At 38.0% G+C, this 22,513-nt stretch carries 25 protein-coding genes, 1 pseudogene and 1 other annotated feature; of the genes and pseudogenes, 4 read left to right on the top strand and 22 right to left on the bottom strand.

From position 1 onward, the window contains the following. Positions 1–297: 297 nt before the first annotated feature. Together V6B33_RS01065 and V6B33_RS01060 are read left to right on the top strand one after the other, a co-directional pair. On the top strand, positions 298–939 hold the full coding sequence (locus V6B33_RS01065) for a lysozyme inhibitor LprI family protein (protein WP_334215889.1): 642 nt from the start codon (positions 298–300) through the stop codon (positions 937–939). Between the two features lie 121 nt (positions 940–1,060). Then, positions 1,061–1,489 carry a hypothetical protein gene (locus V6B33_RS01060; protein WP_334215888.1) on the top strand — a complete coding sequence of 143 codons (429 nt, stop codon included), beginning with the start codon at positions 1,061–1,063 and terminating at the stop codon, positions 1,487–1,489. Positions 1,490–1,709: 220 nt separating this feature from the next. Here the strand turns inward: V6B33_RS01060 and V6B33_RS01055 are convergent, their stop codons facing one another. The 5 genes and pseudogenes from V6B33_RS01055 to V6B33_RS01035 all read right to left on the bottom strand — a co-directional run bounded on the left by V6B33_RS01055 (position 1,710) and on the right by V6B33_RS01035 (position 5,621). After that, the gene (locus V6B33_RS01055) at positions 1,710–2,480 is read right to left on the bottom strand and encodes a phosphotransferase family protein (protein WP_334215887.1); all 771 of its coding nucleotides are present in this window, start codon (positions 2,478–2,480) and stop codon (positions 1,710–1,712) included. Positions 2,481–2,648: 168 nt separating this feature from the next. Next, positions 2,649–3,317: a Type 1 glutamine amidotransferase-like domain-containing protein gene (locus V6B33_RS01050; protein WP_334215886.1), complete on the bottom strand. Its 669-nt coding sequence runs from the start codon at positions 3,315–3,317 to the stop codon at positions 2,649–2,651. 415 nt (positions 3,318–3,732) lie between these two features. Beyond that, positions 3,733–4,167: a dual specificity protein phosphatase family protein gene (locus V6B33_RS01045; protein ID WP_334215885.1), complete on the bottom strand. Its 435-nt coding sequence runs from the start codon at positions 4,165–4,167 to the stop codon at positions 3,733–3,735. Between the two features lie 117 nt (positions 4,168–4,284). Further along, a complete protein-coding gene (locus V6B33_RS01040) occupies positions 4,285–4,533 on the bottom strand; it encodes a PepSY domain-containing protein (protein WP_334215884.1) in 249 nt (82 codons plus the stop codon). Between the two features lie 569 nt (positions 4,534–5,102). Next, positions 5,103–5,621, bottom strand: a pseudogene (locus V6B33_RS01035) (DUF2812 domain-containing protein). Between the two features lie 322 nt (positions 5,622–5,943). Here V6B33_RS01035 and V6B33_RS01030 point away from each other — a divergent pair. Continuing rightward, positions 5,944–6,303, top strand: a complete 360-nt coding sequence (locus V6B33_RS01030; RefSeq protein WP_334215883.1) for a MerR family transcriptional regulator — start codon at positions 5,944–5,946, stop codon at positions 6,301–6,303. Continuing rightward, positions 6,303–7,259, top strand: coding sequence for an SDR family NAD(P)-dependent oxidoreductase (locus V6B33_RS01025; protein WP_334215882.1), 957 nt, complete (start codon positions 6,303–6,305; stop codon positions 7,257–7,259). Before V6B33_RS01030 ends, V6B33_RS01025 begins: the two co-directional genes overlap by 1 nt. Before the next feature lie 370 nt (positions 7,260–7,629). On the opposite strand, the gene metG is transcribed toward V6B33_RS01025, so the two are convergent. From metG to V6B33_RS00940, 17 genes are all read right to left on the bottom strand, one after another. Then, positions 7,630–9,261 carry a methionine--tRNA ligase gene (metG, locus tag V6B33_RS01020; protein WP_334215881.1) on the bottom strand — a complete coding sequence of 544 codons (1,632 nt, stop codon included), beginning with the start codon at positions 9,259–9,261 and terminating at the stop codon, positions 7,630–7,632. A gap of 51 nt (positions 9,262–9,312) precedes the next feature. Then, positions 9,313–9,580: a binding site (T-box leader), on the bottom strand. A 165-nt stretch (positions 9,581–9,745) separates the two neighbouring features. Further along, complete coding sequence (locus V6B33_RS01015) at positions 9,746–10,615, bottom strand: AraC family transcriptional regulator (RefSeq protein ID WP_334215880.1); 870 nt, start codon at positions 10,613–10,615, stop codon at positions 9,746–9,748. Between the two features lie 591 nt (positions 10,616–11,206). After that, positions 11,207–11,638, bottom strand: coding sequence for a VOC family protein (locus V6B33_RS01010; RefSeq protein WP_334216398.1), 432 nt, complete (start codon positions 11,636–11,638; stop codon positions 11,207–11,209). Positions 11,639–11,961: 323 nt separating this feature from the next. After that, on the bottom strand, positions 11,962–12,993 hold the full coding sequence (locus V6B33_RS01005) for a S66 family peptidase (protein ID WP_334215879.1): 1,032 nt from the start codon (positions 12,991–12,993) through the stop codon (positions 11,962–11,964). A 207-nt stretch (positions 12,994–13,200) separates the two neighbouring features. Continuing rightward, positions 13,201–13,740: a GNAT family N-acetyltransferase gene (locus V6B33_RS01000; protein ID WP_334215878.1), complete on the bottom strand. Its 540-nt coding sequence runs from the start codon at positions 13,738–13,740 to the stop codon at positions 13,201–13,203. 144 nt (positions 13,741–13,884) lie between these two features. Next, entirely contained in the window at positions 13,885–14,193 is a 309-nt protein-coding gene (locus V6B33_RS00995; RefSeq protein WP_334215877.1) for a putative quinol monooxygenase, read from the bottom strand. Between the two features lie 286 nt (positions 14,194–14,479). Continuing rightward, positions 14,480–14,965, bottom strand: coding sequence for a hypothetical protein (locus V6B33_RS00990; RefSeq protein ID WP_334215876.1), 486 nt, complete (start codon positions 14,963–14,965; stop codon positions 14,480–14,482). 10 nt (positions 14,966–14,975) lie between these two features. Next, positions 14,976–15,464 carry a CBO0543 family protein gene (locus V6B33_RS00985; RefSeq protein WP_334215875.1) on the bottom strand — a complete coding sequence of 163 codons (489 nt, stop codon included), beginning with the start codon at positions 15,462–15,464 and terminating at the stop codon, positions 14,976–14,978. Positions 15,465–15,871: 407 nt separating this feature from the next. Further along, positions 15,872–16,483: an NAD(P)H:quinone oxidoreductase gene (gene wrbA, locus V6B33_RS00980; RefSeq protein WP_334216397.1), complete on the bottom strand. Its 612-nt coding sequence runs from the start codon at positions 16,481–16,483 to the stop codon at positions 15,872–15,874. Positions 16,484–16,797: 314 nt separating this feature from the next. Further along, a complete protein-coding gene (locus V6B33_RS00975) occupies positions 16,798–17,088 on the bottom strand; it encodes a hypothetical protein (RefSeq protein ID WP_334215874.1) in 291 nt (96 codons plus the stop codon). A 264-nt stretch (positions 17,089–17,352) separates the two neighbouring features. Further along, positions 17,353–17,964 (bottom strand): alpha/beta hydrolase, encoded by a 612-nt coding sequence (locus V6B33_RS00970; RefSeq protein WP_334215873.1) that lies wholly within the window; start codon positions 17,962–17,964, stop codon positions 17,353–17,355. Further along, positions 17,964–18,905 carry a ring-cleaving dioxygenase gene (locus tag V6B33_RS00965; RefSeq protein ID WP_334215872.1) on the bottom strand — a complete coding sequence of 314 codons (942 nt, stop codon included), beginning with the start codon at positions 18,903–18,905 and terminating at the stop codon, positions 17,964–17,966. The genes V6B33_RS00970 and V6B33_RS00965 overlap by 1 nt, the downstream gene beginning before the upstream one ends. A 20-nt stretch (positions 18,906–18,925) precedes the next feature. Then, on the bottom strand, positions 18,926–19,534 hold the full coding sequence (locus tag V6B33_RS00960; RefSeq protein WP_334215871.1) for a flavin reductase family protein: 609 nt from the start codon (positions 19,532–19,534) through the stop codon (positions 18,926–18,928). A 22-nt stretch (positions 19,535–19,556) separates the two neighbouring features. Then, positions 19,557–20,495, bottom strand: a complete 939-nt coding sequence (locus tag V6B33_RS00955; RefSeq protein ID WP_334215870.1) for a ring-cleaving dioxygenase — start codon at positions 20,493–20,495, stop codon at positions 19,557–19,559. Positions 20,496–20,723: 228 nt separating this feature from the next. After that, on the bottom strand, positions 20,724–21,179 hold the full coding sequence (locus V6B33_RS00950; protein WP_334215869.1) for a MarR family winged helix-turn-helix transcriptional regulator: 456 nt from the start codon (positions 21,177–21,179) through the stop codon (positions 20,724–20,726). 182 nt (positions 21,180–21,361) lie between these two features. Then, positions 21,362–21,889 carry a YceI family protein gene (locus tag V6B33_RS00945; protein WP_334215868.1) on the bottom strand — a complete coding sequence of 176 codons (528 nt, stop codon included), beginning with the start codon at positions 21,887–21,889 and terminating at the stop codon, positions 21,362–21,364. Positions 21,890–22,221: 332 nt separating this feature from the next. Then, on the bottom strand, positions 22,222–22,482 hold the full coding sequence (locus tag V6B33_RS00940) for a hypothetical protein (RefSeq protein WP_334215867.1): 261 nt from the start codon (positions 22,480–22,482) through the stop codon (positions 22,222–22,224). Positions 22,483–22,513: the final 31 nt, after the last annotated feature.

The following is a 22,513-nucleotide window of genomic DNA, read 5'->3' as shown; positions in this document are numbered from 1 at the left end:
ATTCACCTCATTGGTCCATTTCTCTCAATACCAATTATTTCAAATCACTATAATTTTCACAAGACCTTGTTCTATTAAATGGCCCGTTAGCTGAACAACCCTCCCACAATTACCAAGATACTCCTCCATCTAAAGAACAACCCCAAATCCATATCCCTCAACACAGCCACAGCTAAAGCCCTTAATTTTTTCAAAAAAGCACGTGATCGGTCCCGGACGGTTCATTAGAAGGATATAAATGGATATGTTAAAATAATCCAAGCACTGCATTTTTAACAAAGGATTGGAGCTGTAACAATGAAAAAAAGGAACATGTTCGTCGTAACGATTTTATCCGCTATGTTACTTGTTGGAATGTCCGCCTGTAGTCAATCTTCTGATGAGGATGCTGCCAATCAATCGGAATCCGATGCGATCTCAGCGAGCACGGATGATTCTTCACAATCGGGTGACACATCTGAGGACAGTACAACGGCATCCGGTGAAAATGAGAAGGATGAAACGGATGAGACATCCACTGAAAATAGCAGCCCCGAAAGTCCAAAGCAGGATGATCCGGTCACAAAAGCAGAAGGAAAGCAGGCATACTTAGAAAAATTGGACAATATCCAAAAAGAACTCGATGCGATGCCATCTAAAAAGGATTCCGATAAAGGCGTCACCAACGCGATGAAAAATTATTACGGTGTCGCATACGAAAAATATGACGATGCCTTGAATGAAATCTATGCGCTGCTGAAAAAAGAGCTCTCTCCAGAGGACATGGCGGAGTTAAAGTCTGAACAAGTGAAGTGGATCAAAGAAAAGGAAGAAAACGCAGAGAAAGAACGACAGAAGTATGAAGGCGGAACGTTTGAAAATGTGGCGTGGTACATCTCTTTGTATGAATCGACGAAGGACCGTTGTTATGAATTGGTGAAGGAATATATGATGGATTAATAGAGAATGTATTTCGGAAGCATGGGGGCGATACCTGGCCCCTTAGCTTGCCAGTTCACTTAATCTCAGGGTAGTATCATCGATTCCTTTCCACTATAATAGTAGAAAGGAGGTGAGGAAAATGGACAAACAAATCATGAACATTTTAACCGATATTCAGAGCAATATGAAGGATTTCAATCGAAACTTGAAAGAGATTGATTGTAATATGAAAGGGCTCGAACGAAAAATGCAGGGGCTCGATGGTAGAATGCAAGGACTTGAAGAAAGTATGCAGGGGCTCGATGGTAAAGTGCAAGGACTTGAAGATAAAGTACAAGGGCTCGATGGTAAAGTGCAAGGTCTTGAAGGTAATATGAAGGAGCTGGGAAGTGATGTAAAAGAAATAAAGGAAGCGGTCAATAGAATTGAAACCCCACAAACAGAAGATGTCATTGCTATGTTAAAAGTGGGCAACCATCGTTCGGAAACGGACTTTCATTACCTGAACACAAGAATAACTGATATCGATAAGCGGGTTTTCACCCTTGAAAATCGAGCTGAAGGTTAATCGTCAGCTATAGACTCAAACGATATGACGAATGACTTATATCGACTCTTCTGTTCCCTCTCATCATGACCAGCACTGTATCTCTTCGATTTTTCTTTCGTTAGACTTCCCATTATTAAATTAAAAACGGCGCCTGACCTCCTGGGGCGGGTACCTATATAAGTTGATCGTATTCCACTACTCTTTTCGGCCATTGCCTCCAAAACAACAAAAGCGTTTCCTAGAAAAATTCATATAATCCCTCATCGAAATAATGAAATTCTTCCTTTGTCACTCTATATCGCGTATACCCCTCATAAAAAGCAGATAGATATTCAGTGTTATTCATAAATTCCCTTATCGCTAAGGATTCATCATATCGAGGATCTCCCACTGTCATACCAGCTACATCAATAAATAGTTGAACTTCTCCATCAATCACAAATACATTGTCCGTTGTGCCATCACCATGCATCATCGTTTGTTCTACTGGTGCAGGCTTGTTCGTCTTCAGATACTCTAATAATGTTGAACTCCCCTCGGTCTGACCATTTTCAACATAGGTTTGTGCTTTCATAAGCTGGCCATCTAACCAATCCCCCTTACCTTTAAGGGTTTCAAGCGGCTCTTTTTCATGAAAACGATGAAGAAATTGTCCGAAACTCCTAATTAATGACTTCCTATCAATATCCGAGGGGGCTTTGGTTAAAGCTGCCGTTAAGGACATCCCCTCCTCAAATGACATGATCAGATGGTCACTATCCTTCTCCTCAATGAAACCATAGTATTCAGGAACTGGAATGACTGCGTTCTCTTTCAGTTTTTTTAAAACCTGAGCCTCTGCCTTTAACCAGGTTCGATATTTTTCCTTGTAGGAACTTTTAAGTAAATATGAACGATCACCTGTGAAAATTCTGCGCACCACCGAGGTCCAGCCTTGTGCATCCAGTACGCTAATCTTATGTATGGAGCCAATTACTTCCTCTATCTTCCCCTGTAAACGATGATTCATATAATCTGCATCTCCAATTTCTCTCCATGTCTATAAAAAAATACATTAGCCTTCTCAAAGGTTAGCTAATGACTCTACTTTTCGATAGCTACGCCTGGCTCGGCCATTCATTGAAGCCATTTGATAAGGTGAAAAAGCAGAGCAGGAACCGGCCCCACTCTACCCATATCACTTCGAAAACAGTTTCCAATTCCCTTCGGAGATCACTTCGATCTCTCCGTCGATCACTTTGATTGCGGTTTGATCGTCGATCGCATACGCAGGCCCATGCAACCCGGCGGCCCATTTCTCTGCGGCAGCCGTGGTGTTATGCGGAAGCATTTCGTGATCCAGGTGGGGAAAGATTGAAAAATCGACCAGTCCCAGCGTGTCATCACCACCACCGGGCGGAGTCCAGCCAACGAAGAACTCCCCGATGTTAGGGGCCATCACCATGCTTCCTGCACTCATTCCCACATATACTGCTTGCAGCGACGGCAAGAGATCTGCCAGCCCCGATTGCCGCATCCAATGGTACAGGTAGAGAGCGTCGCCTCCCGACACCAGCAGCACGTCCGTCTCCCGGACCAGCGGCACCCATCTGCCTTCGTCGATACTTGGCAGTGCTGTGAGTTCAAGCACGCCGACGGACTTCCAGCCAAGGTCGACCATGGGATTCTCGGAATTGCCGCTGATAAACTCCCATGTTTTGACACCGGGACCGACCCAGGGGTGACCGTACATCGCGGTGGGGATACACAGGGCGGTGGATTCGGCGATTGGCTTGTCCAGCATGTCAACCAACGCATCGTGTATGCTTTTGTTATTGACGCCTGCAGATGTGAGCAGAAATTTCATAACTTCAACTCCTTGTTGTTGTGTGGTATTGTCCTCATTTTTCATATCTCTAAGACAGCACCTTTGATTTTTCTTTTTCACATTAACCTGTCCTGTTGGTTCAATAAGGAATTCAACTAAAAAGGCGTTAATCCTTCTTGAATCAACGGCCACGTTACTATCATAACGATTTAATAAAAACTGTTCCCCAGTAGAGAAAACTCATAGTTAAAAATACAGAGGCTATTCAAGATAACTGCCTGGTTCTTGAATAAGAAAAGCTGAAGAATATTATGCTGATCTTCAGCTCTCACTCCCTTTAATCGGATAAGAATATTTTCAAATAGTCGACTTAACCATTGTATTATCCCTACATTGAGGGAGAATATAATTTTTATTACAGGAAATTTAATTTAGCGTTTGGAAATTAATCTATTTAGCGAAATAAGTAATTTTCGTATTGAAGTAATAGTCTCATGTAATGAGCTGGAGGTTTAATATCAGATTTCTTTTGTCTAACCGTATAAAGAGCTTGATCACGTAGTAAACGATATTTCTGCATATAGAAAGCCGTTATAACAAAGCCCAAACGCTCTTTCCCAATCGTATCATGTATTAAGATACTATGTCCCGATTCCATTAACCGATTTAACCGCTTCATTAGTCTAATAACCCACTCTAGAGTTGGAGCAACTTTTACATTAAGCGGAGCCCATATCATAATTCTCCCAGAAAAATCAAAAGGAGGTTGGTCGGGTTTAGTTCGGAGATTTACAATAGCAGTTATATTGCTTTTTATAAAATCCCAGTCATCAAATAAAATTTTTCCGCCGATATACAGCCGTTTTGGAATCATTTCCACAAAACTCATTTTATAAGCTATCCTCCTTATTCAACTGAGCTACTTCTTTAGTTCATTAAAAAGCGTCATAAAGTATTACAGTCAGATCTTAACCTCTTGCATCCTATCGCTCAAAGATTGATAGCATTAATCAAAATCGTTTTCCTCATCAATTTTTATGATCTTTCCTGATTTTGCAAGAATCTCCACTTCGAATATTCTGTTTTCTGATGTTAAAATGAAGACTTCATAAACTAAAACACCATTTTCTAAATCCATATCTACGTGTAGTATTTCCCCGGGTACACGCCTAAGAGCGATTTCTTGAGCTTGTTGCATTGTAATTCTTTGTCTATACATCGGTGTTGGGTTTCCATAATAAAAATTTCCATACATTTAAAAATTTCCTCCTCTAAAAGGTCTAATTTTTTTACTATATGTATTAGACAAATTACAGGTGACCACTAACTTAATATATCTAATTTTCATAAATGGTTTTATTATAGTGATAGGTAAGCTTTTGAAGTTATTACGGCGTTTCCCCCAGTTCACACCATACAGGCGAGTTTCCCAGCACACGGCGTTCCAACTAATCCAATTCATTCAATATTTCATGGATTGCAAAAGTCGAGATGTAAAATCAGATAGCTTCGTTCAAGCATTGTTTGCGCAAATCATTTACTTCTGTAAGTTGCTTTTCGTTTAACTTGAGTGAGTTTAAAAGCGCTTTTTTTTCTCTTGATCTCTCATATGAATAAAAAGGTGAACAAATTTGTGCAATATCGACAAATTGCTTGAAAAAGGGTAAAGTGGCTTGTATTTTCAACTTGGGAGGATTTGGCATGTCAGGTAGGTTCTTATACCTGCTTTTCAAGGTGGAATCCGGCCGACTAGTGAAGCTTTTTGATGATAACGTCGATTTTTTCTTTATGAAAGGAAAAAAGTAGAGCGGGAACCTGCCCAATCTACTTTTCTTCTAACATTGTATACTTTCGATAAGCATTATAGAAACTGCTGCCAAAAAGAACAACCAGCAGTGCAGGAGTCAACTTCAAAAGGACAAACGGAGTTTCAAATATTAAGGCCTTCCAAAATAATGAACCTTCCATACTCCAAAGGCCATCATGATACAATCAGGAATCCTTGTAAAGCATGAATGAATAAGCTAAAAAAAGCATACACAACCAAAATGAGTAACCTTTCAGTCTTTTATAATAATTCCTCTTTGATTGGCGATCCGAGAAAATTTCATTCTGGTTATCCTCCTCTTTTTGCCAATATCGAATTCTAACAAGCCAGGAGCCATGTATATAATTCCAGTCGAAGTCTTCATAGATCCCTTTGTACTCTTCGGACTTATTCTTTGATAAATAATCTTGATAATCCAGTCGCATCACATATCTCTTATCGATTTCCTCGAAAGTATATATCCCTAATCCACTAATATTTGTACAACGATAGCCTTTTTGCAGCTGCTTGTTCAACTAACCTCCCAATCGTTGAAGAAGGCAATAGCAGGAGATCAATTGGCTGATCTTCACTTATTGCGTCCTATAATTGAATAACATATGAGTTATCATACATAATAATCGAATAAAAGCACCCAATAATTAGGAGTTTAATAAAAGCGATAGCTCTTTTTGATATTGGAAAACAGCCAATGGATTTAACTTTTATGGGATAAAGTAGAGAAAATGGTCACTAATTTATTAAGATTAGGAATTAAATTAATACGTGTTTAATAAATAAACTTCTTGACATAAAGTAAACTTCACATTATACCATCTAATCACGAGGTGAGTTAAAATGTATCGAATTTCTGAAGTCTCAAAATTAGTTGGCTTATCTATACCAACCATTCGTTATTATGAAAAACTAGGATTGATTGATTCACCTACAAAGGATGCTCGGGGATATAAAGAGTATAATGAAAATATCCTTCAATATCTTAGTTTCATCGTAAATTTAAAAGATACGGATATGTCCTTGGAACAAATAAAAAACTATGTCGATGCGTATAAAATCAACGACTATCCAAAGTGCAAAACTATTCTGCGGGATCATGCGGGAAAAATTCAAGACGAATTAGCGAAACGCCAACAGATTTTAGAGAAAGTTCAATACAAAGTTGCTCACTTTAGTGACCTTAAAGGTGGCGGAAAGTAATGCAAAAACCATTACAAACTGGCTATACAGCAAGAACAACTACAAATGACGTAATAAAAAATATTGATTTGACAGGTAAAACAGTCATCATCACCGGTGGTTCAGCCGGTCTTGGGTTAGAGACAACCAAAACGTTAGCCGAAGCCGGTGCAACAGTCATTGTTCCTGCAAGAAATATCAATAAAGCTAGCGACGCTTTAAGCGACCTTCCCAATGTAGAGCTTTATCCTGCTGAAATGGATTTAAGCAAACGAGAAACCATTGAAATATTTGTCCAATGGTTTCAAAAAAAATATGAAAAATTAGATATTCTAATTAACAGCGCAGGAATCATGGCAATTCCATTGGCTAGAGATAAATATGGAAATGAATTTCAAGTTGCAACAAATTATTTAGGTCATTATTACCTAACGAAAGCTCTTATACCTCAATTAAAAAATGCTCATGGCGCAAGAATCGTCAATTTATCTTCACGTGCCCATTGGTTAGGATCGTTTAACTTTGCAGATCCAAACTTCAAGGCTACAGACTACGATAAATGGGTAGCATATGGGCAATCAAAGACTGCAGTTTCCCTATTCAGCGTGGCAATGGATGAACTCTTTAAAAACGACAACATTCGTTCATTTACAGTTCATCCAGGAAGTATCGTTACCAATCTATCTCATAATTTATCAGATAAAGAAATGACTTCAATGGGAGCAATCACTGCAGCAGGCAAACGAGGCTACGAAAGTTATAACGATGAAAACAAAACAATTCCAGAAGGTGCCGCTACAATTGTGTGGTGCGCCACTAGTCCACAACTAGCTGGTTACGGTGGTATCTACTGTGAGAATTGCGATATCGCCCCCCTCGCCATCGATGATAGTAAACGAATTGGCGTGAAACCTTGGGCTGTTGATAAAGATTTAGATCTTAAACTTTGGAAGGAAACATCTAATTTATTTCAATAATTTCAAACAAAAAAAGGACTACTTTTATGGGGTAATGACAGGGTAGCTGTCACTGCCCTTCATTTTTTTGAACGATGGTTTTTCCCCCTAACTAATAGTTTGCATCAAAAACATTTTGAAAAGATTAAATTAGAAATGATTCAAACCTTAAATAATCACTATATCACCTCAGATTAGCACATCCTTGTTTCAAGAAATGCTCTCGTAAGTTTGAGTAAGGTTCTTACTAAACCCTTTACTTTTATCTATGTATCCCAAAACTTAGTAAAATTGATGTGCAGTTTTTCTTTTTCTTCAATTTAATGACCCTTTCATGAAGAAAGACACTTTCCTTAGTTCAGAAAAGCGCCCTTTTATGATGTTACTTTCATTATATTCCATCATTTAATCTCTTTAGTTCCTCTTCAATTCTTTCTAATTCAATCCTTTTAAAAAGTGGGTTAATCCCTTTAAGAGTCATTGAAGATATTTCAACTTCCTCCCATCTTAGTTCGTTTAATCCTAACATTTCTTTAACATTCTGACTTGAAAAAGGAAGAAAAGGATGAAGAAGTTGTGCAAGATTAGAAATTATATAGATACAATTTGCCATCGTATTATCACATAAAGATTTTTCTTCTTTAACTTGAATCCATGGTTTCTGCTCATCAAAATATTTATTTGCATACCTAACAAATTCAAAGATATTCTCTAATGATTTTTTAAAATGAGCATTGATAATTAATGATCCAACTTCCTTATAGAGTTGAATGATCTTGGTTTTAATTTCTGAATCCACCTTACCTTCAGGAGTTTTACTTTCATAAGATTTTTCAATAAACTTTAATGTTCGATTGACAAAATTACCATATGCCCCTAGTAATTCGCTGTTATGACTATATATAAATTCACGCCACGAAAAATCAGTATCCCGATTTTCAGGTGCATTGATTGTTAAAAAATAACGGATGGAGTCTGCATCATACCTCTCTAAAATATCCGGGACCCAGACAGCCCAACTTTGACTTGTCGATAGCTTCCGTTTCTCTAATGTCAAATACTCGTTTGAAATAATATGAGTGGGTAAAGCTGGATTATTAATGCCAATTAGAATAGAAGGCCAAATGACCGTATGAAACGGTATATTATCCTTCCCGTGAATATAATAAGAAATAGTGTCTTTATTCCACCAATCATTAATATTTTCGTTATGTTGCTTCATCCATTCATTACTTGCTGTTAAATAGCCTGCCACTGCTTCAATCCAAACATAAATTTTCTTACCTTCAAAACCTGCTATTGGAACATCAACACCATTTGGCAAATCACGCGTTACAGCTCGGTCGTGTAAACCCTCATTAAAATATCTTGTTGTTAAAGCAATCGCATTTTCACGCCATCTTTTCTCCTTACACGCTTTCTCTACAAATACTTCTAATTGTCGCTGAAATTGAGTAAACGAGAAATAAAAATGTTCCGTTTCTTTAATGGTGGGCTGGTTCCCACATATCTTACACCGCTTGTCGATTAAATCAAGTGGATCTAATATGGAAGAACAATTATCACATTGGTCCCCCCTGGCTTTCGCACCGCAATTCGGACATATCCCTTCAACAAATCGATCTGGTAAAAATTGATAATCTGTTTCACAATAAGCCTGCTCAATCGTCTTTTTGTAAAGGTAACCATTTTCAAGCAGCTTTAAAAATATAGTCTGAACAGACTTGTGATGATGTTTTGCGTCTGTACGAGTGTACAAATCATAAGTAAAACCCAGCTTTTGAAAACAATCTACAAATTCTTGATGATAGAGATTTGCAATTGCCTCAGTTGTCGTATTTTCTTGATTTGCACGTATCGATATAGGGGTGCCATTACAGTCACTTCCTGACACATAAAGTACTTTTTCTTCTTTCTGTCTGTAATACCTTGCTAAAATATCTCCTGGTAATAATGCTGCTACATGCCCTAAATGCAGTGAGCCATTAGCGTAAGGCCATGCTCCACCTATAAAAATGGTCATATTTTCTTCCTCCCTAAATTAAAAAAACCTCGCCCATAGACAAAATGATTGTCTAAGGACGAGGTATATCTCGTGTTACCACCTTAATTCACTAATAATTCACATTATTAGTCTCAATAAGTACGGAGTGAATGAATCACTCTTATACTTTGACATTTATAACGAGTGCCAAATCTCGTCAAAGTCTAATACATTAATCGAAAGTCGACTTTGCTGCTCAAAGGCCATTTTCAATCAACTATTTTCTGCTTCTTTTCAGCTACCGAAGCTCTCTGTAAGAAAATTAAGGTTGACTTACTTTCCTCATCATCGCGTTTAACAAATATATTTTCCTTATTATTACATAAGAATTGAAAATTTAAAAGCATTGTAAAAGGCCATTTTTAAAAAAAGTTCTTCCATCAAATGGCCCGTTCATGAAGAAAGACGCTTCTCTTATTTCTGAAAAGCGCCCGTTTGCCGAAGACCGTATTCACATGATGACTTATTTAATTGGAATCCAGATCTCCGAGTATAAATCTGGACTATTTGGATCCTCATCCGTATACAATTCAAATTCTGGTGTACCCGCATGCTCATACCCAGTGGAAGGGAACCATTCGGAGAAAATTCGTTTCCACGCATTTTGCATCGCAGCAGGCATTGGTCCGTGCACTTCAAAAACCGCCCACTTGGAAGCAGGGATTTCTAAGCTGAGCATCTCTTCTGGAACCTTCCCAGCGTACGAGGTTGCCACCCAATATTCAAACACATTAGCCTTTTTTTGCTCTTCACTGACTTCTCCACAAACACCTAACACTCCTTTTACTACCCCGTCATTCAATTGAAACAGCAAATCGCTTGTTCCATTTTGATTGACCTCTTCCCAAAGTTCTGGAATGCCTGCTACGTTTTCTTCCTCTGCCACACAAGAAAATTCTCGCTTAATCCCAACAATTTGAAACACATTCTTCTCGACTACACTATACTTCATTGGTTCTGCCCCTTTCAAGGTTACCTGGATGATCAGGCGGTTATAGGATTGCAGTTTTCCCTTATTCTTTCGCGCTTCACTTGGAGTAACCCCGTGCTGTCTGCGGAAAGCCTTCGAAAAAGCCTCGGGAGTGTCATAGCCATATTTATAGGCAAGGTCAATAATCTTCGCGTCTGTTGTCAGCAATTCTTCTCCGGCCAATGTTAATCGCCGCCTTCTTATATAGTCACCAACCGTAATTTCTGTCAAAACTGAAAACGTTCTTTGGAAATGAAAAGGTGACACATTGGCTTGTTTAGCAATACTGTCTATCGTCATATCTTCCAAAATATTTTTTTCCATGTACTCAATTGCCTTTTGTATTGACTCCACCCATGCCATGGCCTTCAACTCCTTATTGTCATCTTAGCAACTATTAAAAAACGTATCCTGTCAATTAATGCTTTGTTGTGGCAGGTTCGATTCACTTATTGTACGAAAGGGTAGCTTTAGTGTAACAAGGATTTTATATAGAGCACATTCATTTAGAGCATATAAGCACTCATATCTCTCGCTGTCAAATCTGTACCTACTTGAGAAACTTCATCGAATGCTCCAATTCTTATCGCGATACTAGAAAGATTTTCTTGGTAAGCAAAATATGAAGCAAGTGTTTCTCCAAAAGTTTTACCCCACACCAAATAAATTTTTGGGGCGAACAGGCATATCCGGCTTTACTTGTGTATCAATTGGATACCCTTCTACGGTCTGAGCGATGCTTGCAAATATAACTTTAGGGAAGCATGGGGGACGGTTCCCTGACCCCATACAAAAAAGACGTGTTATATAATAAACGCGCCTGATTATCGAAGAAGCTTGACCTCGTATGATTTACTCATTAGCCACACAACCATTGTATCTGCACTGAGTAAGCCTCCTGTCCATCTACGAACAGGAGGCTTTGTTTGTTGTAGAGAGGAATTCTGTTGGCTATTACTGCGGCTGCTCTCCTGGGACATTCACTTGGAACGTCACGCCGAATTTGTCCTTTACCTGCCCGTACAAAGGGCTCCAATCCGTCTTTTGAAGGGGCATGGTGACCTGTCCGCCGTCTTCCAAAGCGGAGAAGATTTCTCTGGCTCTTGTCTCATCTTTGGGATGGAGAGCAATATGGATGGTATTGCCTGGCTGATAAGGCATGCCTGGAAACGTATCGCTGAACATGAGATCCGCATCGCCGACTTTCAAGTGTGCATGCATAACGCGATCTTTCATGTCATCTGTCAACGGATGATCAGGGTCAGCCGGCATATCTCCAAACGCCATGATCCCCATCACTTTACCGCCAAGCGCTTTCTCGTAAAAATGGACTACTTCTCTCGTATTACCGTCAAAAATCAAATACGGATTCAAACTCATTGACATCATTCAACAACTCCTTCGTTCCGATTCTTTTTTTCAATGCTAAAGTAATTTACAGGTGGCAGTAACCACCATCATTATTACCCATAATTACACTCTATATCACAGAACATACGTTCGTCAATATAAACATAATTGAATCCTAAAACTTTTTAGGTTACGCTTACATTCTTCACTAAAGGATCGTGGACGATTTTAGAAGATGCCGTATTACTTAAGAAAGTGGCACCGTTTGTGGAATAGAGCTGGCTCGCACTTATTCATCACATGCCCTTATGCTGAGAGCCTGTTCTTCAGTCATGCTCCCCGTTTTTTTATGTTCCACCCTACTGTACTCCGCTTTCCAGAATCGAGAATTTCCCATTCTTACAATCTATTTCTGCTGTCGCTCCGTAAGGCAATATAAATTTCGGTTCAGTATGACCAAAATTCAAGTTATAAAGAATCGGTAAATCTTCTAATTCATATTCCTTCATGACTGTTCGAATTTCTTCTTTATATTCTTCGTAATACATCTCGTCTTGCGGCTTGCCAAAAATGATTCCGTTCACTTTTTGCAGAATGCCTTGTGCAGCATAATTGCGCAACCAATATTTAATAAACTCCGGTTCAGGCTTTTCTTCAGATGTTTCAAAGAAGAGAATACTATTCTCCCAATATTTTTCTTCTGGCCAAAGTTTCGTTCCTTTTACGAACTCCAGTACTTCAATGCACCCTCCAATCAACCTTCCCTGTACGATTTCTGTTCCTTGAAGGATTTCATATCCAGTATTCTGCTGCATGGTGCGCCGCTGATTCTTATTCGATTCTATCCATTCTAAACGCTCACTCGTCCATTTGTTGGCCGGTTGAATTTCACCGATCTTTTCATTCGAGAAGAGCGTTCGATTCACCATTTCAATCGTATACGGGTCCATCTCAACATTTTCAGCAAAATCGGTTAAAATTGCCGGACCGTAAAAAGAAGAAAATCCTGCTTTATGACAAAATAAATGAGAAATCGTTACATCAGAGTAACCCATGAAAATTTTCGGATTTTCACGTAAGACATCAAAATCAATATATGGAAGTAAGCGGATGCTATCTTCCCCGCCAATATTCGCAAATATTCCTTTAATGCTCTTATCTTTAAATGCCGTCATCAAATCTTCCGCCCGGGCTTGTGGATTCCTATAGAGATAGTCTCCACCTTTCAAGCTATTCGGCATCGGGACAACCTTAAGACCGAAAACATCTTCTAATCTCTTTACACCTTGATCATAACGCCATCTAAGCTCCGGTTCACCTGCCCCGCCCCATGAAGGACTCACAGTCGCAACCATATCTCCCGGCTCCAATTTCTTTGGTTTTATTAACACATTACCTACCACCCTTATAATCCGATTACATACAACTTTACGACCCTTATAGTTAAAGAACATCCTACATGATTTTAAGTTCTACATCTTTAACGATTTACCTGCTAGAATTAACCTGTCCTGTTGGTTCAATAAGGAATTTAACTAAAAAGAATGTTAACCCTTCTTGAATCAATGGCCGCGTTAATACTAGTTCGTTATAAACTGTCAATGTGTTAATGCTTTATAAATCGAATAATCTACTTCACCTGAGATTGTTTCCATCCCATTTTCACACAATTCCATACACATTAAATTCTCAACAGAAGGCGGCACATTTTTCTTGGAGGCATAGATCCCGAATTCAGTTGATGTTTTAAATCCAAAGCGTTGATAGTAACGAGGATCTCCTTCAACAATCATTCCCTTAAACCCCATGTTAGCAGCCAACTTAATTCCCTCCTGCAGCATATACTTGCCAACACCCTGACGTTGCTTATCAATTGCCACTGATACTGGGGATAACATCAACATTTCATTTTCATACTTATTACTAATGGGGAGTTTTGAAAGGATAAAATGGCCTATAATCATACCTTCTTCCTCAACAACTAAATCAAGCTGCGGAATATAATAGGGTTTTTCCCGGATCTCTTTTACCAAGGCTTTTTCAGCTAATCCATCTGAATAAGCGGTATTATTGAATATCTCATATACAAAGTCTTCAATAAAACGATATTCTTCAATTTTTACTGTTCTTATATTCATTCATACACCTCCAATGCGGTTCTCTTCTCGTAAAAGATATACAGCGGGTACCGTACCCACACTACCTCCAATAAATAAAGAAGGCTATAGCAAGAGATCAGGTGGCTGATCTTCGGTTATTGCCCTCGTTAGCTTAATAAAGTCTTATGAAATCCCCTTTCCTCCCCTTGTATGTAGGGTATTGATTCTTTCCATTCCAGTAATCATCGGTTTTGAACGCCTTATTAATGTTTGTGTAGCTTCAAGAGTAAGAGAAGCCTGATGGGCATTTTCATTACTCCAAACTTCATAGACATAAACAGAATTTGGTTCACTTTCAGAAATATTCACGATATATAAATCACATTCATCAAGACTCTTCATTGATTCTGCTGCTTCCAACAGAATATCTACCATTGTGTCACGTTCGCCTTCTTGTACCGTAAATTTGCCAAACAAACTGAATTTGTTCATTATGATCCTCCTTAACTTTGTGACCTGTTAATGGTTTCAACATCCGATCCTGGTTTTCCTATACATTTCAAAAGTGAAAATGTTGAAGATTTAAATATCCTATCCTACTGATTCAATAAAGAATTCCACAAAAATGGCCGTTAATCCTTCTTGGATCAACGGCTTCCTTTAGTTGAAAATAGAATCATACTAGATAAGGGGTATGACTTCTTTCAAAAGTATAGAATCTTGAGTTTGGAACTAGTTGATGAATTTCTTCTGATTAACATCTTTATTTTGAATCGAACTAATCTAACAAATTATCGCTTATTGAGCTTGAAGTATATTTAGTTAATAAGTACTGAATTATAAAGCCTACAATTAACCCAGGTACCAAAGACATCATTGGTAACCATATAGGTCCAAAGGAAATGCCAAAATAAGTGTGTGGTGAGTACATGAGGCCAGTTGTAACAAAATAGGCACCAAAGGCAAAAGGCATATATGAAAATGGACGGGTTTCCCCGTCTGAAAATTTAAATGCATCATACATGGCATACATATAAACACAGGGGTAAAACATAAGCCATTGGTGATTGACTACATTTGCAGCAAGCGATATCTTTCCAAGAAAACTAAACATAATACCAAGGTTAAAAGAGCTGTTTAGGTTGATGATGAATTCCAACAAGATAAATAGTAACCCTTTTAATACCTGACCATTTAATAATTGACCGAAACCAGGAAAAGCAATACTCCAAAAAATAGCCTCTGATTTAGATGTTTTACTCATAAGGTTAACCTTACAACTCATCTAACGATTGATTATTTTTTAATATATCCAATTTTTTTATTAATCCAATAAAGCCTCTAATTGTGAATAAGGTAAAACACACACTTCCAAAGGTATGGAAAATTGACCAATTTCTCCACTTGAATAATCTTGAGTTTTTTTCAAAGTACCATTGACCAATACTCATGGGTACACTGAATATTAAACTCTTGAGAAGTAGATTACGTAAATTATCATTGTAAGTAATCTTAACCCAGATAACACTTAAAATTGGGAAAAACAAAATATCATAAATTAGGTTTGTTTTAAAGATTTTCGGAAATGGGCGAACCGGATATTCAATCCTTTTTGTTCCGACCACATAGGCATCAACCAGAGTAGAAAGTACTCCCTTTGAGAAAAAAACAAGTAATGTTTCTCTCATTTTTTTTCCTTTGAACATGAAAGGAACAGAAAGTACACTCATTCCAAAAAGAATATTTAATAACTTTTTCTCCATCAATTTTCCTCCTTTCTATAAATTTAAGATAACCCCATCCACTTTTTTTTATTCTTGAAAATTTTCTTGTAAAAGCCAGATGAAAATATAGACATATTCAAACCTTACGATAAATGAAAACTCATATCATAGCATGTACTACCTTAACTTAGAGAAATATCATAATGTTTCTCCCCAGCATTAACATTAGATTTCCCCCCTGAAAGTTCAGCAGTCTATTTATTCCAATTTAAAGCACAGGCGCGATAAGTTCTGACATAAACGCAATTGCGAATCAGAATTTTTGGGATATAAGATACAAGCAAGCAAAAAGGGGAGAAAAGAATAGCGCAAACTGGTGTTATTCGTCGTCTCCTGCCCATCAAATAAAGAAAGAGAGCCAATCAGATTGGCTCTCCCGCTACAACTTATTGATTTCCTTTTTTAACCCACTCTGCTACTGTAACAGTACGCTTAGCTTGATGTTTTACGGCAGCTTCAACGTCCTCTACCATTTTTCCATCCTGGTCAACTGTTACGCTTGTTCCATATGGATTCCCTCCTGCCCCAAACAATACTGGGTCAGTGTAACCTGGAGAAGCAATAATAGCACCCCAGTGCATCATGGAAGTATACAATGATAATAATGTAGCCTCTTGTCCACCGTGTGGATTTTGAGCAGAAGTCATTCCACTTACTACTTTATTTACTGTTTTACCATTTGCCCAAAGTCCACCTTGCGTATCCAGGAACTGTTTCATTTGAGAAGGCATGGCACCGAATCGTGTAGGAACACTAAAGATAATAGCATCTGCCCATTCAATATCATCCGATGTTGCAACTGGAACATCTTTAGTTGCTTCAACAGTAGATTTCCAAACCTCATTTCCTTCAATTACGGATTGGGGTGCCAATTCCTGTACTTTCAATACTCTTACTTCAGCACCCTGTGCCTTTGCTCCTTCTTCTGCCCATCTTGCTAATTGATAATTCGTTCCACCCATGCTATAGAAAACTACAGCTACTTTTATATTTGACATATTTTCCATCTCCTTTTTTTTTCTTTTAAGTATTTTGTCTAGAATGCCCATATTTACACCTCTTAATATTTTTTAATTTCCAGTATCCTTTAAAAATCACCTCCATAAAAAATACACCATTTTCATCCTTGAAATTTTTTTAAAATCTCCGTTAAGAGATTGGCGAGGTGATGTACCCTTGAAAGGATTATACTTCCAATCGGTATGACTTTTACTTCAGTATAAAAATTCAATCCATCATTCCTGAAAAATTGATCAACTATCGTCTTAGGCTTTTCGTACTGCTGTCAAGATATGCGTTCTTGATGATGTTTTCAATTTCTTCCTGCAATGAAATACGAGTTGGAACATATTAAAATTTCTTTTACTGTTTCTTTTCCAAAGGGTTTGACTGCTGAGGAATTAGCAAATTCACACTTACCGTTTCGCTGTTTTATTATTGATTCCGGCAAATACTCCACCAAGGTACGAAAACAGTATTCACTTTCTTCTAAACTTTTTTGGATACGCATATACTCGGTGAAGTCTTTATAAATGCCTACTGCAAGGATTCTCTCATCATTAACCGGACAAATAGGATGCTGAGATATCCAAAATGGTTCCATCTTTTCACAATTTCATAAGGTAAGCTCTCGTCATCCTGTAATTTACCTAATAGAACTTGATGCTCTAGTTTTGACATATTTAAAATGAATGGTGGAAAGGGCATATTTTTTCAGATCTTTCAATTCCCAGCCAAGCATGTCATGAAACGCGGAGTTTGCATCGATTACTGTTCCCTGTTAATCCAGGGCGAAGAATCGCTTCCGTCGAGTTATTCCATATAAGTTCCTAAATATCATTTTGCTTTATATCTGTGTTTACACTGCTCATTTAAAATTTAAAGTCGAATACCATTTACCCGCGGCTTCAACTTCTTCTATCGTTAGTTGATGACCTCTATCCTCCCAATGCATTTCAACCTTTGCATTTGCTTTGTCTAATAATGATTGCAGCTCAATAGATTCTTCCGATGAGCATATTGGATCATTCGTCCCAGCTGCAATAAATACAGACTTTCCAGTTAAATCAGGAAGTTTAATTCCTCTTAAAGGAACCATGGGGTGATGGAGAATAGCCCCCTTTAAGGCATTCTGATAATGAAATAACAAACTTGCTGCTATATTGGCCCCATTTGAGTAACCAATAGCAATAACATTGTCACGGTCAAAGTTGTATTCTCCAGCCGCATCATCCAGGAATTGATTCAACTCTTTTGTACGGTAAACCAAATCCTCTTCATCAAATACACCTTCTGCTAATCTTTTAAAGAAACGCGGCATTCCATTTTCAGAGATATTTCCACGAACACTTAACACGGATGCTTCGTCATCTATCCTTCCAGCAAGGGGCAAGAGATCTAATTCATTGCCTCCAGTACCATGTAACAACAATAGGGTTGGCTTGGTCGCATCTTTTCCTTTATTAAAAATATGCTTCATTATTCATCCTCCTCTAATAATTGAACTTCCACAGCCGGCAAGACAGATTCTAATTCTTCACGCTTAGATTCTAACCAAGAAGGCAACATTAGTTCCTCTCCTAGTTTGTTCAGTGGCTCATCAACTGTAAAACCTGGCGGATCTGTTGCTATCTCAAAAAGAATTCCACCTTCTTCATGGAAATATAATGCTTTGAAATAATATCTGTCCTTTATCTCTGTTGGATTGTATCCACTATCGATTAAGGATTCTCTCCAGTTCTGAAGTTCTTCAGGGTTCCTAGCCCTCCAAGCCATGTGATGAACTGTGCCTGCTCCCATCAACCCCCGAACAGATGGAGTCAGTTTAATATCTATTGTGTTACCAAGGTCTTCTTCAGCTTTAAACCTAAGATATCCATCTTCTTGTCCCAAGAAATCAAGCCCCAATATATTCTCCAGTACATGTGCAGTCCTATTAGGCTTTGAAGAATAGAGAACAGTTCCAGCGAATCCCTTTATGGCGACTTCAGAGCTAATCTTATGAAAGGTCCAGTTATTCTTATGCCCTTCTTTTCTCTCCACCAGTTCCAGATGAAGACCATCCGGATCATCGAAGCACAAATACCTTTCACCAAAACGGGTAGATTTTTCAAATGCCACGTTGGACTTTTCTAAGCGATTCTCCCAAAAATCAATAGAATTCTCGGGAATGGCATAACTCGTTGTTCCGACCTGCCCTGTCCCGATTCTCCCTTTAAGCTGTTTTTGCCATGGAAAAAAAGTGATAACTGTTCCCGGATCTCCAGATTCATTCCCGAAATAGAGGTGGTAAACTTCAGGGCGATCAAAATTTATTGTCTTTTTTACAAGCCTTAATCCCAGAACTCCTGCATAGAAGTTTATATTCCTTTGAGCGTCATTTACCATAGCTGTAATATGGTGGATGCCAGCTGTTTTCATATTACTAACCTCCGTAATATCTATTTCGGCCTGTCTTTCGTGAAAATTTCACCAATCTTAGCGTAGTCATGCCCCGCAAGCCTGCTAATAGCACCTAATCCTCTGGGATCAATTCTTCCATTTTGGTAAATTTCATCATCTATATGGAATTGAATGATTTTACCTATAATGAAATCACAGCCAGGAGCAGCATGGTCTCCAAGAACCAAAGAATGTTCCAACACACACTCCATCCGGATTTTTGCTTCTTTAACTCCAGGAACGGAGAGTTTTGTACTTTTAACTGGTGTAAGTCCAGCAAATTGTATTTCACTTTGATTTGAAGGTAAATTCGCAGCAGTCTTGTTCACCTGCTCAACATTTTGTTCATCAACTATATGGACAACAAATTCTTTATGTTGAAGAATATTTCTGGAAGTATCTTTCTGTCTCCCATTCACTCGTTGAATGGATAAAGAGATCATGGGAGGATTAGAAGATACTATATTAAAATAACTAAAAGGAGCACCGTTCAAAATATTATCTGCAGATAAGCTTGTCACAAACGCAATCGGCCTTGGGATGATGCTTCCGATCAACAATTTGTAATTATCTCGTTCAGATAGTGAATCAGGATTAATTGAAAGCATATAATTCACTCCTTTTTTTAAATTAGTCGAGGTTCCTTACCTTGATCGGAATTAAACTGTGTTCAAGCTGCTCTCTATATTGTTCATACTGTTCAGGTAGTTTCAACTTCTCACCCATTGTTTCTGGAGATTCATCATGAGCGAAACCTGGAGGATCTGTTGCAATTTCGAATAGAATATCCCCATGCTCTTTAAAGTAAATGGCATTGAAATAATTTCTATCCTGAACAGGTGTTACACCATAACCATTAGAAGAAACATACTTTTGCCATTCCAATTGATCTTTATCGTCAGTGGCTCTCCATGCAATATGGTGGACAGTCCCTGCACCCATTTGCCCATTGCCGACTGTAGTCAATTTAAGGTCAATTATATTACCAATATCAGAAGAAGAACGGAAACGAACAAGATCTCCTTCTTCTCCTATTTTCTCAAGCCCCATAACTTTTTCTAAGAGTTCAGCCGTTTTTTCTGGTTTTTTTGATAGTAATGTTGCTCCGCCAAATCCTTTAATGGCTACATCTGATGTAATCTCTCCAAACTGCCGTGAATTATTTTCTCCTTCTTCTCTTTCGACAATTTCCAAGTGAAGCCCATGAGGATCATCAAATTCAAGATATTCTTCTCCAAAACGCTGCATTTTCGTGTAAGGAACATTAAATTTCTCTAACCTTGCTTCCCAAAAAGACATTGCTCCTTTCGGAACTACATAAGAAGTAACACCTACTTGGCCATCTCCAATAACTCCTTGTCGAGCCCCTGCCCACGGAAAGAACGTTATGATGGTTCCTGGTTTCCCATCTTCATCCCCAAAATATAAATGATAGGTACCCGGATCATCAAAGTTTACTGTTTTCTTTACTAAACGCAATCCGAGAACACCAGCATAAAAATCAACATTTTCTTGGGGATGACCGACAATTGCCGTAATATGATGAATTCCACTTGTTCTTTTAATCATATAATTCACTCCAATTTTTTTATTAGTATTTCTTTTAAAAGCTAGATATATTTTACAAATTCTCTAACGGGTTTTCTGTAACCCTGGGTTTTCTGCTTTCCACTTTTTCTTTGCCAAGGGTGATGATCATTGGACCTCACAATCCTCAAGTTTTGGTATGAAAGGTAATTAAATCCCCCTATTGTTTTAATTCATATATCTTTAATTCGAGATATTTATTTAAAAAAATTACTGGTTTTGAGCATGAAGTCCAAGCTTTTTTAACTGTTCAATGACATTTTCTTTTTCTTGTAGATTTAAACCACCGAGTATTTCTTGCATGGCTGCTTTATGTTTTGGAAAAACCTCGTTCATTAACTCAATTCCAGAATCCGATATCGTTGCATGGGTTATCCTACGATCTTTAGGACTAGGCTTTCTCTTTATTAGTTTTTTCTTCTCCAGCTTATCTACCACATAGGTAATACTACTGCTGGCAATCAAAACTTTTTCCCCAATTTTTTGTATAGGCTGATCGCCTTTACTGTAAATTAATTCTAGAACCGCAAATTCGGTAGGGTTTAGTCCAAGACATTTAATGTCTTCTTCAACTCGCTTTTTTATTGATTGTAATGCCCTGGATAAGACAACAAAAACCTTTAGAGATAAATTCTCTTCGTATTCCTTCATATTTTGATGATTCATTTTGTCAATCAACCCCTTTAAACTATCTCGAATTCGAGATAGTTATATAATAGCATATTTTATATTGTCAACAGATAGATAACTCAATAAAAAACACTTGATCGACATACCCAGAATCAATATTCAAATTATGCTGTCTTATCTTTTTACTTGATTAGACAGGGTTAGATACCAAAACTCCGTTATACTGCAGGGTTTAGTTGCAATTCAACTTTGATCTTGATGTCTTTACCTACTAAAACTCCACCCGTTTCAAGTGCTGCATTCCAAGTTAGACCAAATTCTTCTCGATTAATTTTACCTTCTGCTTCAAATCCATATACTTCAACCCCCCATGGGTTTATACCCTTACCGCCAAATCCAACTGTAAATGTAACTGTTTTTGTTACATCTTTAATAGTTAAATCACCATTTACTTTATAGTCATCCCCGTTTTTAGAAATACTTGTAGATTTAAAATCTATTGTTGGATTATTTTCTGCATCAAAGAAGTCTGCCGATTTCAAGTGATTATCACGGTCAAGATTCCCCGTATTAATGCTTGCTGTGTCAATTTTGAATTCAATAGAAGCTGTAGTTAGATCTGTTAAATCTTCCGCTTCAACTTCAGCGGTATAAGAGTCAAATTGACCTCTTACTTTGGATACCATCATGTGTTTCACTTCAAACCCTATCGCTGAATGTACCTGATCTACTGTCCATTTAGTCATTTTAAAAAACCTCCAGTTTAATTAGCCTCAAAAATGAGGAAAATTTATCTCTAATTCAAATATCTTTAATTCGAGATTTATTTTATCTTCATTCTTCGGTAAAGTCAATAGGTTTTAAGTTATCTAACTTTAAAATTTTTTCAAAACAAAGGATTGCTGAATTAAAAAAGCAGGAGAGTACATGAATGTCTTCAAATAATTACCCCAATAAAGATAAATAATTTTCTTTTCTACGAGGGATTAGTTACTTCTGCCGAAATATCGGCATTACATTCCATTAATATTGCTATTTTGGATGCCATCTTCCATTAAATGACCCATTAGCTGAAAAATCACCTTTCCCAATTACAAACACATTCAAGCCTCTGACCAACAACCCCAAACCAACTCCCCCCAGTAACCCTCTCCCTCCTCACCAACCCTTCCTCCTCCATCCACGTCAACACATCCATCATCACTGCAAACCGCTCATCCCTTAACAAGAACATCCCCCGATCACAACATGCCCGCCAAATCTCTCCGTAACTCAAGAACCTCAACCCGTCTTCCCTCACATCGGCTGCACCCATCAAGTCGATCAACAGTCGATACACCTTTCTTCCCTCCTCTACAAAAGAATCCCCC

Source organism: Mangrovibacillus sp. Mu-81 (assembly GCF_036867415.1).
GTDB lineage: Bacteria > Bacillota > Bacilli > Bacillales > Bacillaceae_B > Rossellomorea.
This window is presented reverse-complemented; position numbering and strand designations above follow the sequence as displayed.

Bases quoted from the DNA above. Each gene is read 5' to 3' on its own strand.
- V6B33_RS01060 (WP_334215888.1), top strand. From the start codon at position 1,061: ATGGACAAACAAATCATGAACATTTTAACCGATATTCAGAGCAATATG.
- V6B33_RS00965 (WP_334215872.1), bottom strand. From the start codon at position 18,905: ATGAAAACAGCTGGCATCCACCATATTACAGCTATGGTAAATGACGCT.
- V6B33_RS01040 (WP_334215884.1), bottom strand. From the start codon at position 4,533: ATGTATGGAAATTTTTATTATGGAAACCCAACACCGATGTATAGACAA.
- V6B33_RS00995 (WP_334215877.1), bottom strand. From the start codon at position 14,193: ATGAACAAATTCAGTTTGTTTGGCAAATTTACGGTACAAGAAGGCGAA.
- metG (WP_334215881.1), bottom strand. From the start codon at position 9,261: ATGACCATTTTTATAGGTGGAGCATGGCCTTACGCTAATGGCTCACTG.
- V6B33_RS01045 (WP_334215885.1), bottom strand. From the start codon at position 4,167: ATGAGTTTTGTGGAAATGATTCCAAAACGGCTGTATATCGGCGGAAAA.
- V6B33_RS00960 (WP_334215871.1), bottom strand. From the start codon at position 19,534: ATGCTTTCAATTAATCCTGATTCACTATCTGAACGAGATAATTACAAA.
- V6B33_RS01010 (WP_334216398.1), bottom strand. From the start codon at position 11,638: ATGTCAATGAGTTTGAATCCGTATTTGATTTTTGACGGTAATACGAGA.
- V6B33_RS01000 (WP_334215878.1), bottom strand. From the start codon at position 13,740: ATGAATATAAGAACAGTAAAAATTGAAGAATATCGTTTTATTGAAGAC.
- V6B33_RS01065 (WP_334215889.1), top strand. From the start codon at position 298: ATGAAAAAAAGGAACATGTTCGTCGTAACGATTTTATCCGCTATGTTA.
- V6B33_RS00945 (WP_334215868.1), bottom strand. From the start codon at position 21,889: ATGACTAAATGGACAGTAGATCAGGTACATTCAGCGATAGGGTTTGAA.
- V6B33_RS01055 (WP_334215887.1), bottom strand. From the start codon at position 2,480: ATGAATCATCGTTTACAGGGGAAGATAGAGGAAGTAATTGGCTCCATA.
- V6B33_RS00970 (WP_334215873.1), bottom strand. From the start codon at position 17,964: ATGAAGCATATTTTTAATAAAGGAAAAGATGCGACCAAGCCAACCCTA.
- V6B33_RS01030 (WP_334215883.1), top strand. From the start codon at position 5,944: ATGTATCGAATTTCTGAAGTCTCAAAATTAGTTGGCTTATCTATACCA.
- V6B33_RS01015 (WP_334215880.1), bottom strand. From the start codon at position 10,615: ATGGCATGGGTGGAGTCAATACAAAAGGCAATTGAGTACATGGAAAAA.
- V6B33_RS00975 (WP_334215874.1), bottom strand. From the start codon at position 17,088: ATGGAACCATTTTGGATATCTCAGCATCCTATTTGTCCGGTTAATGAT.
- V6B33_RS00990 (WP_334215876.1), bottom strand. From the start codon at position 14,965: ATGAGTAAAACATCTAAATCAGAGGCTATTTTTTGGAGTATTGCTTTT.
- V6B33_RS00985 (WP_334215875.1), bottom strand. From the start codon at position 15,464: ATGGAGAAAAAGTTATTAAATATTCTTTTTGGAATGAGTGTACTTTCT.
- V6B33_RS00950 (WP_334215869.1), bottom strand. From the start codon at position 21,179: ATGAATCATCAAAATATGAAGGAATACGAAGAGAATTTATCTCTAAAG.
- V6B33_RS00955 (WP_334215870.1), bottom strand. From the start codon at position 20,495: ATGATTAAAAGAACAAGTGGAATTCATCATATTACGGCAATTGTCGGT.
- wrbA (WP_334216397.1), bottom strand. From the start codon at position 16,483: ATGTCAAATATAAAAGTAGCTGTAGTTTTCTATAGCATGGGTGGAACG.
- V6B33_RS01050 (WP_334215886.1), bottom strand. From the start codon at position 3,317: ATGAAATTTCTGCTCACATCTGCAGGCGTCAATAACAAAAGCATACAC.
- V6B33_RS01025 (WP_334215882.1), top strand. From the start codon at position 6,303: ATGCAAAAACCATTACAAACTGGCTATACAGCAAGAACAACTACAAAT.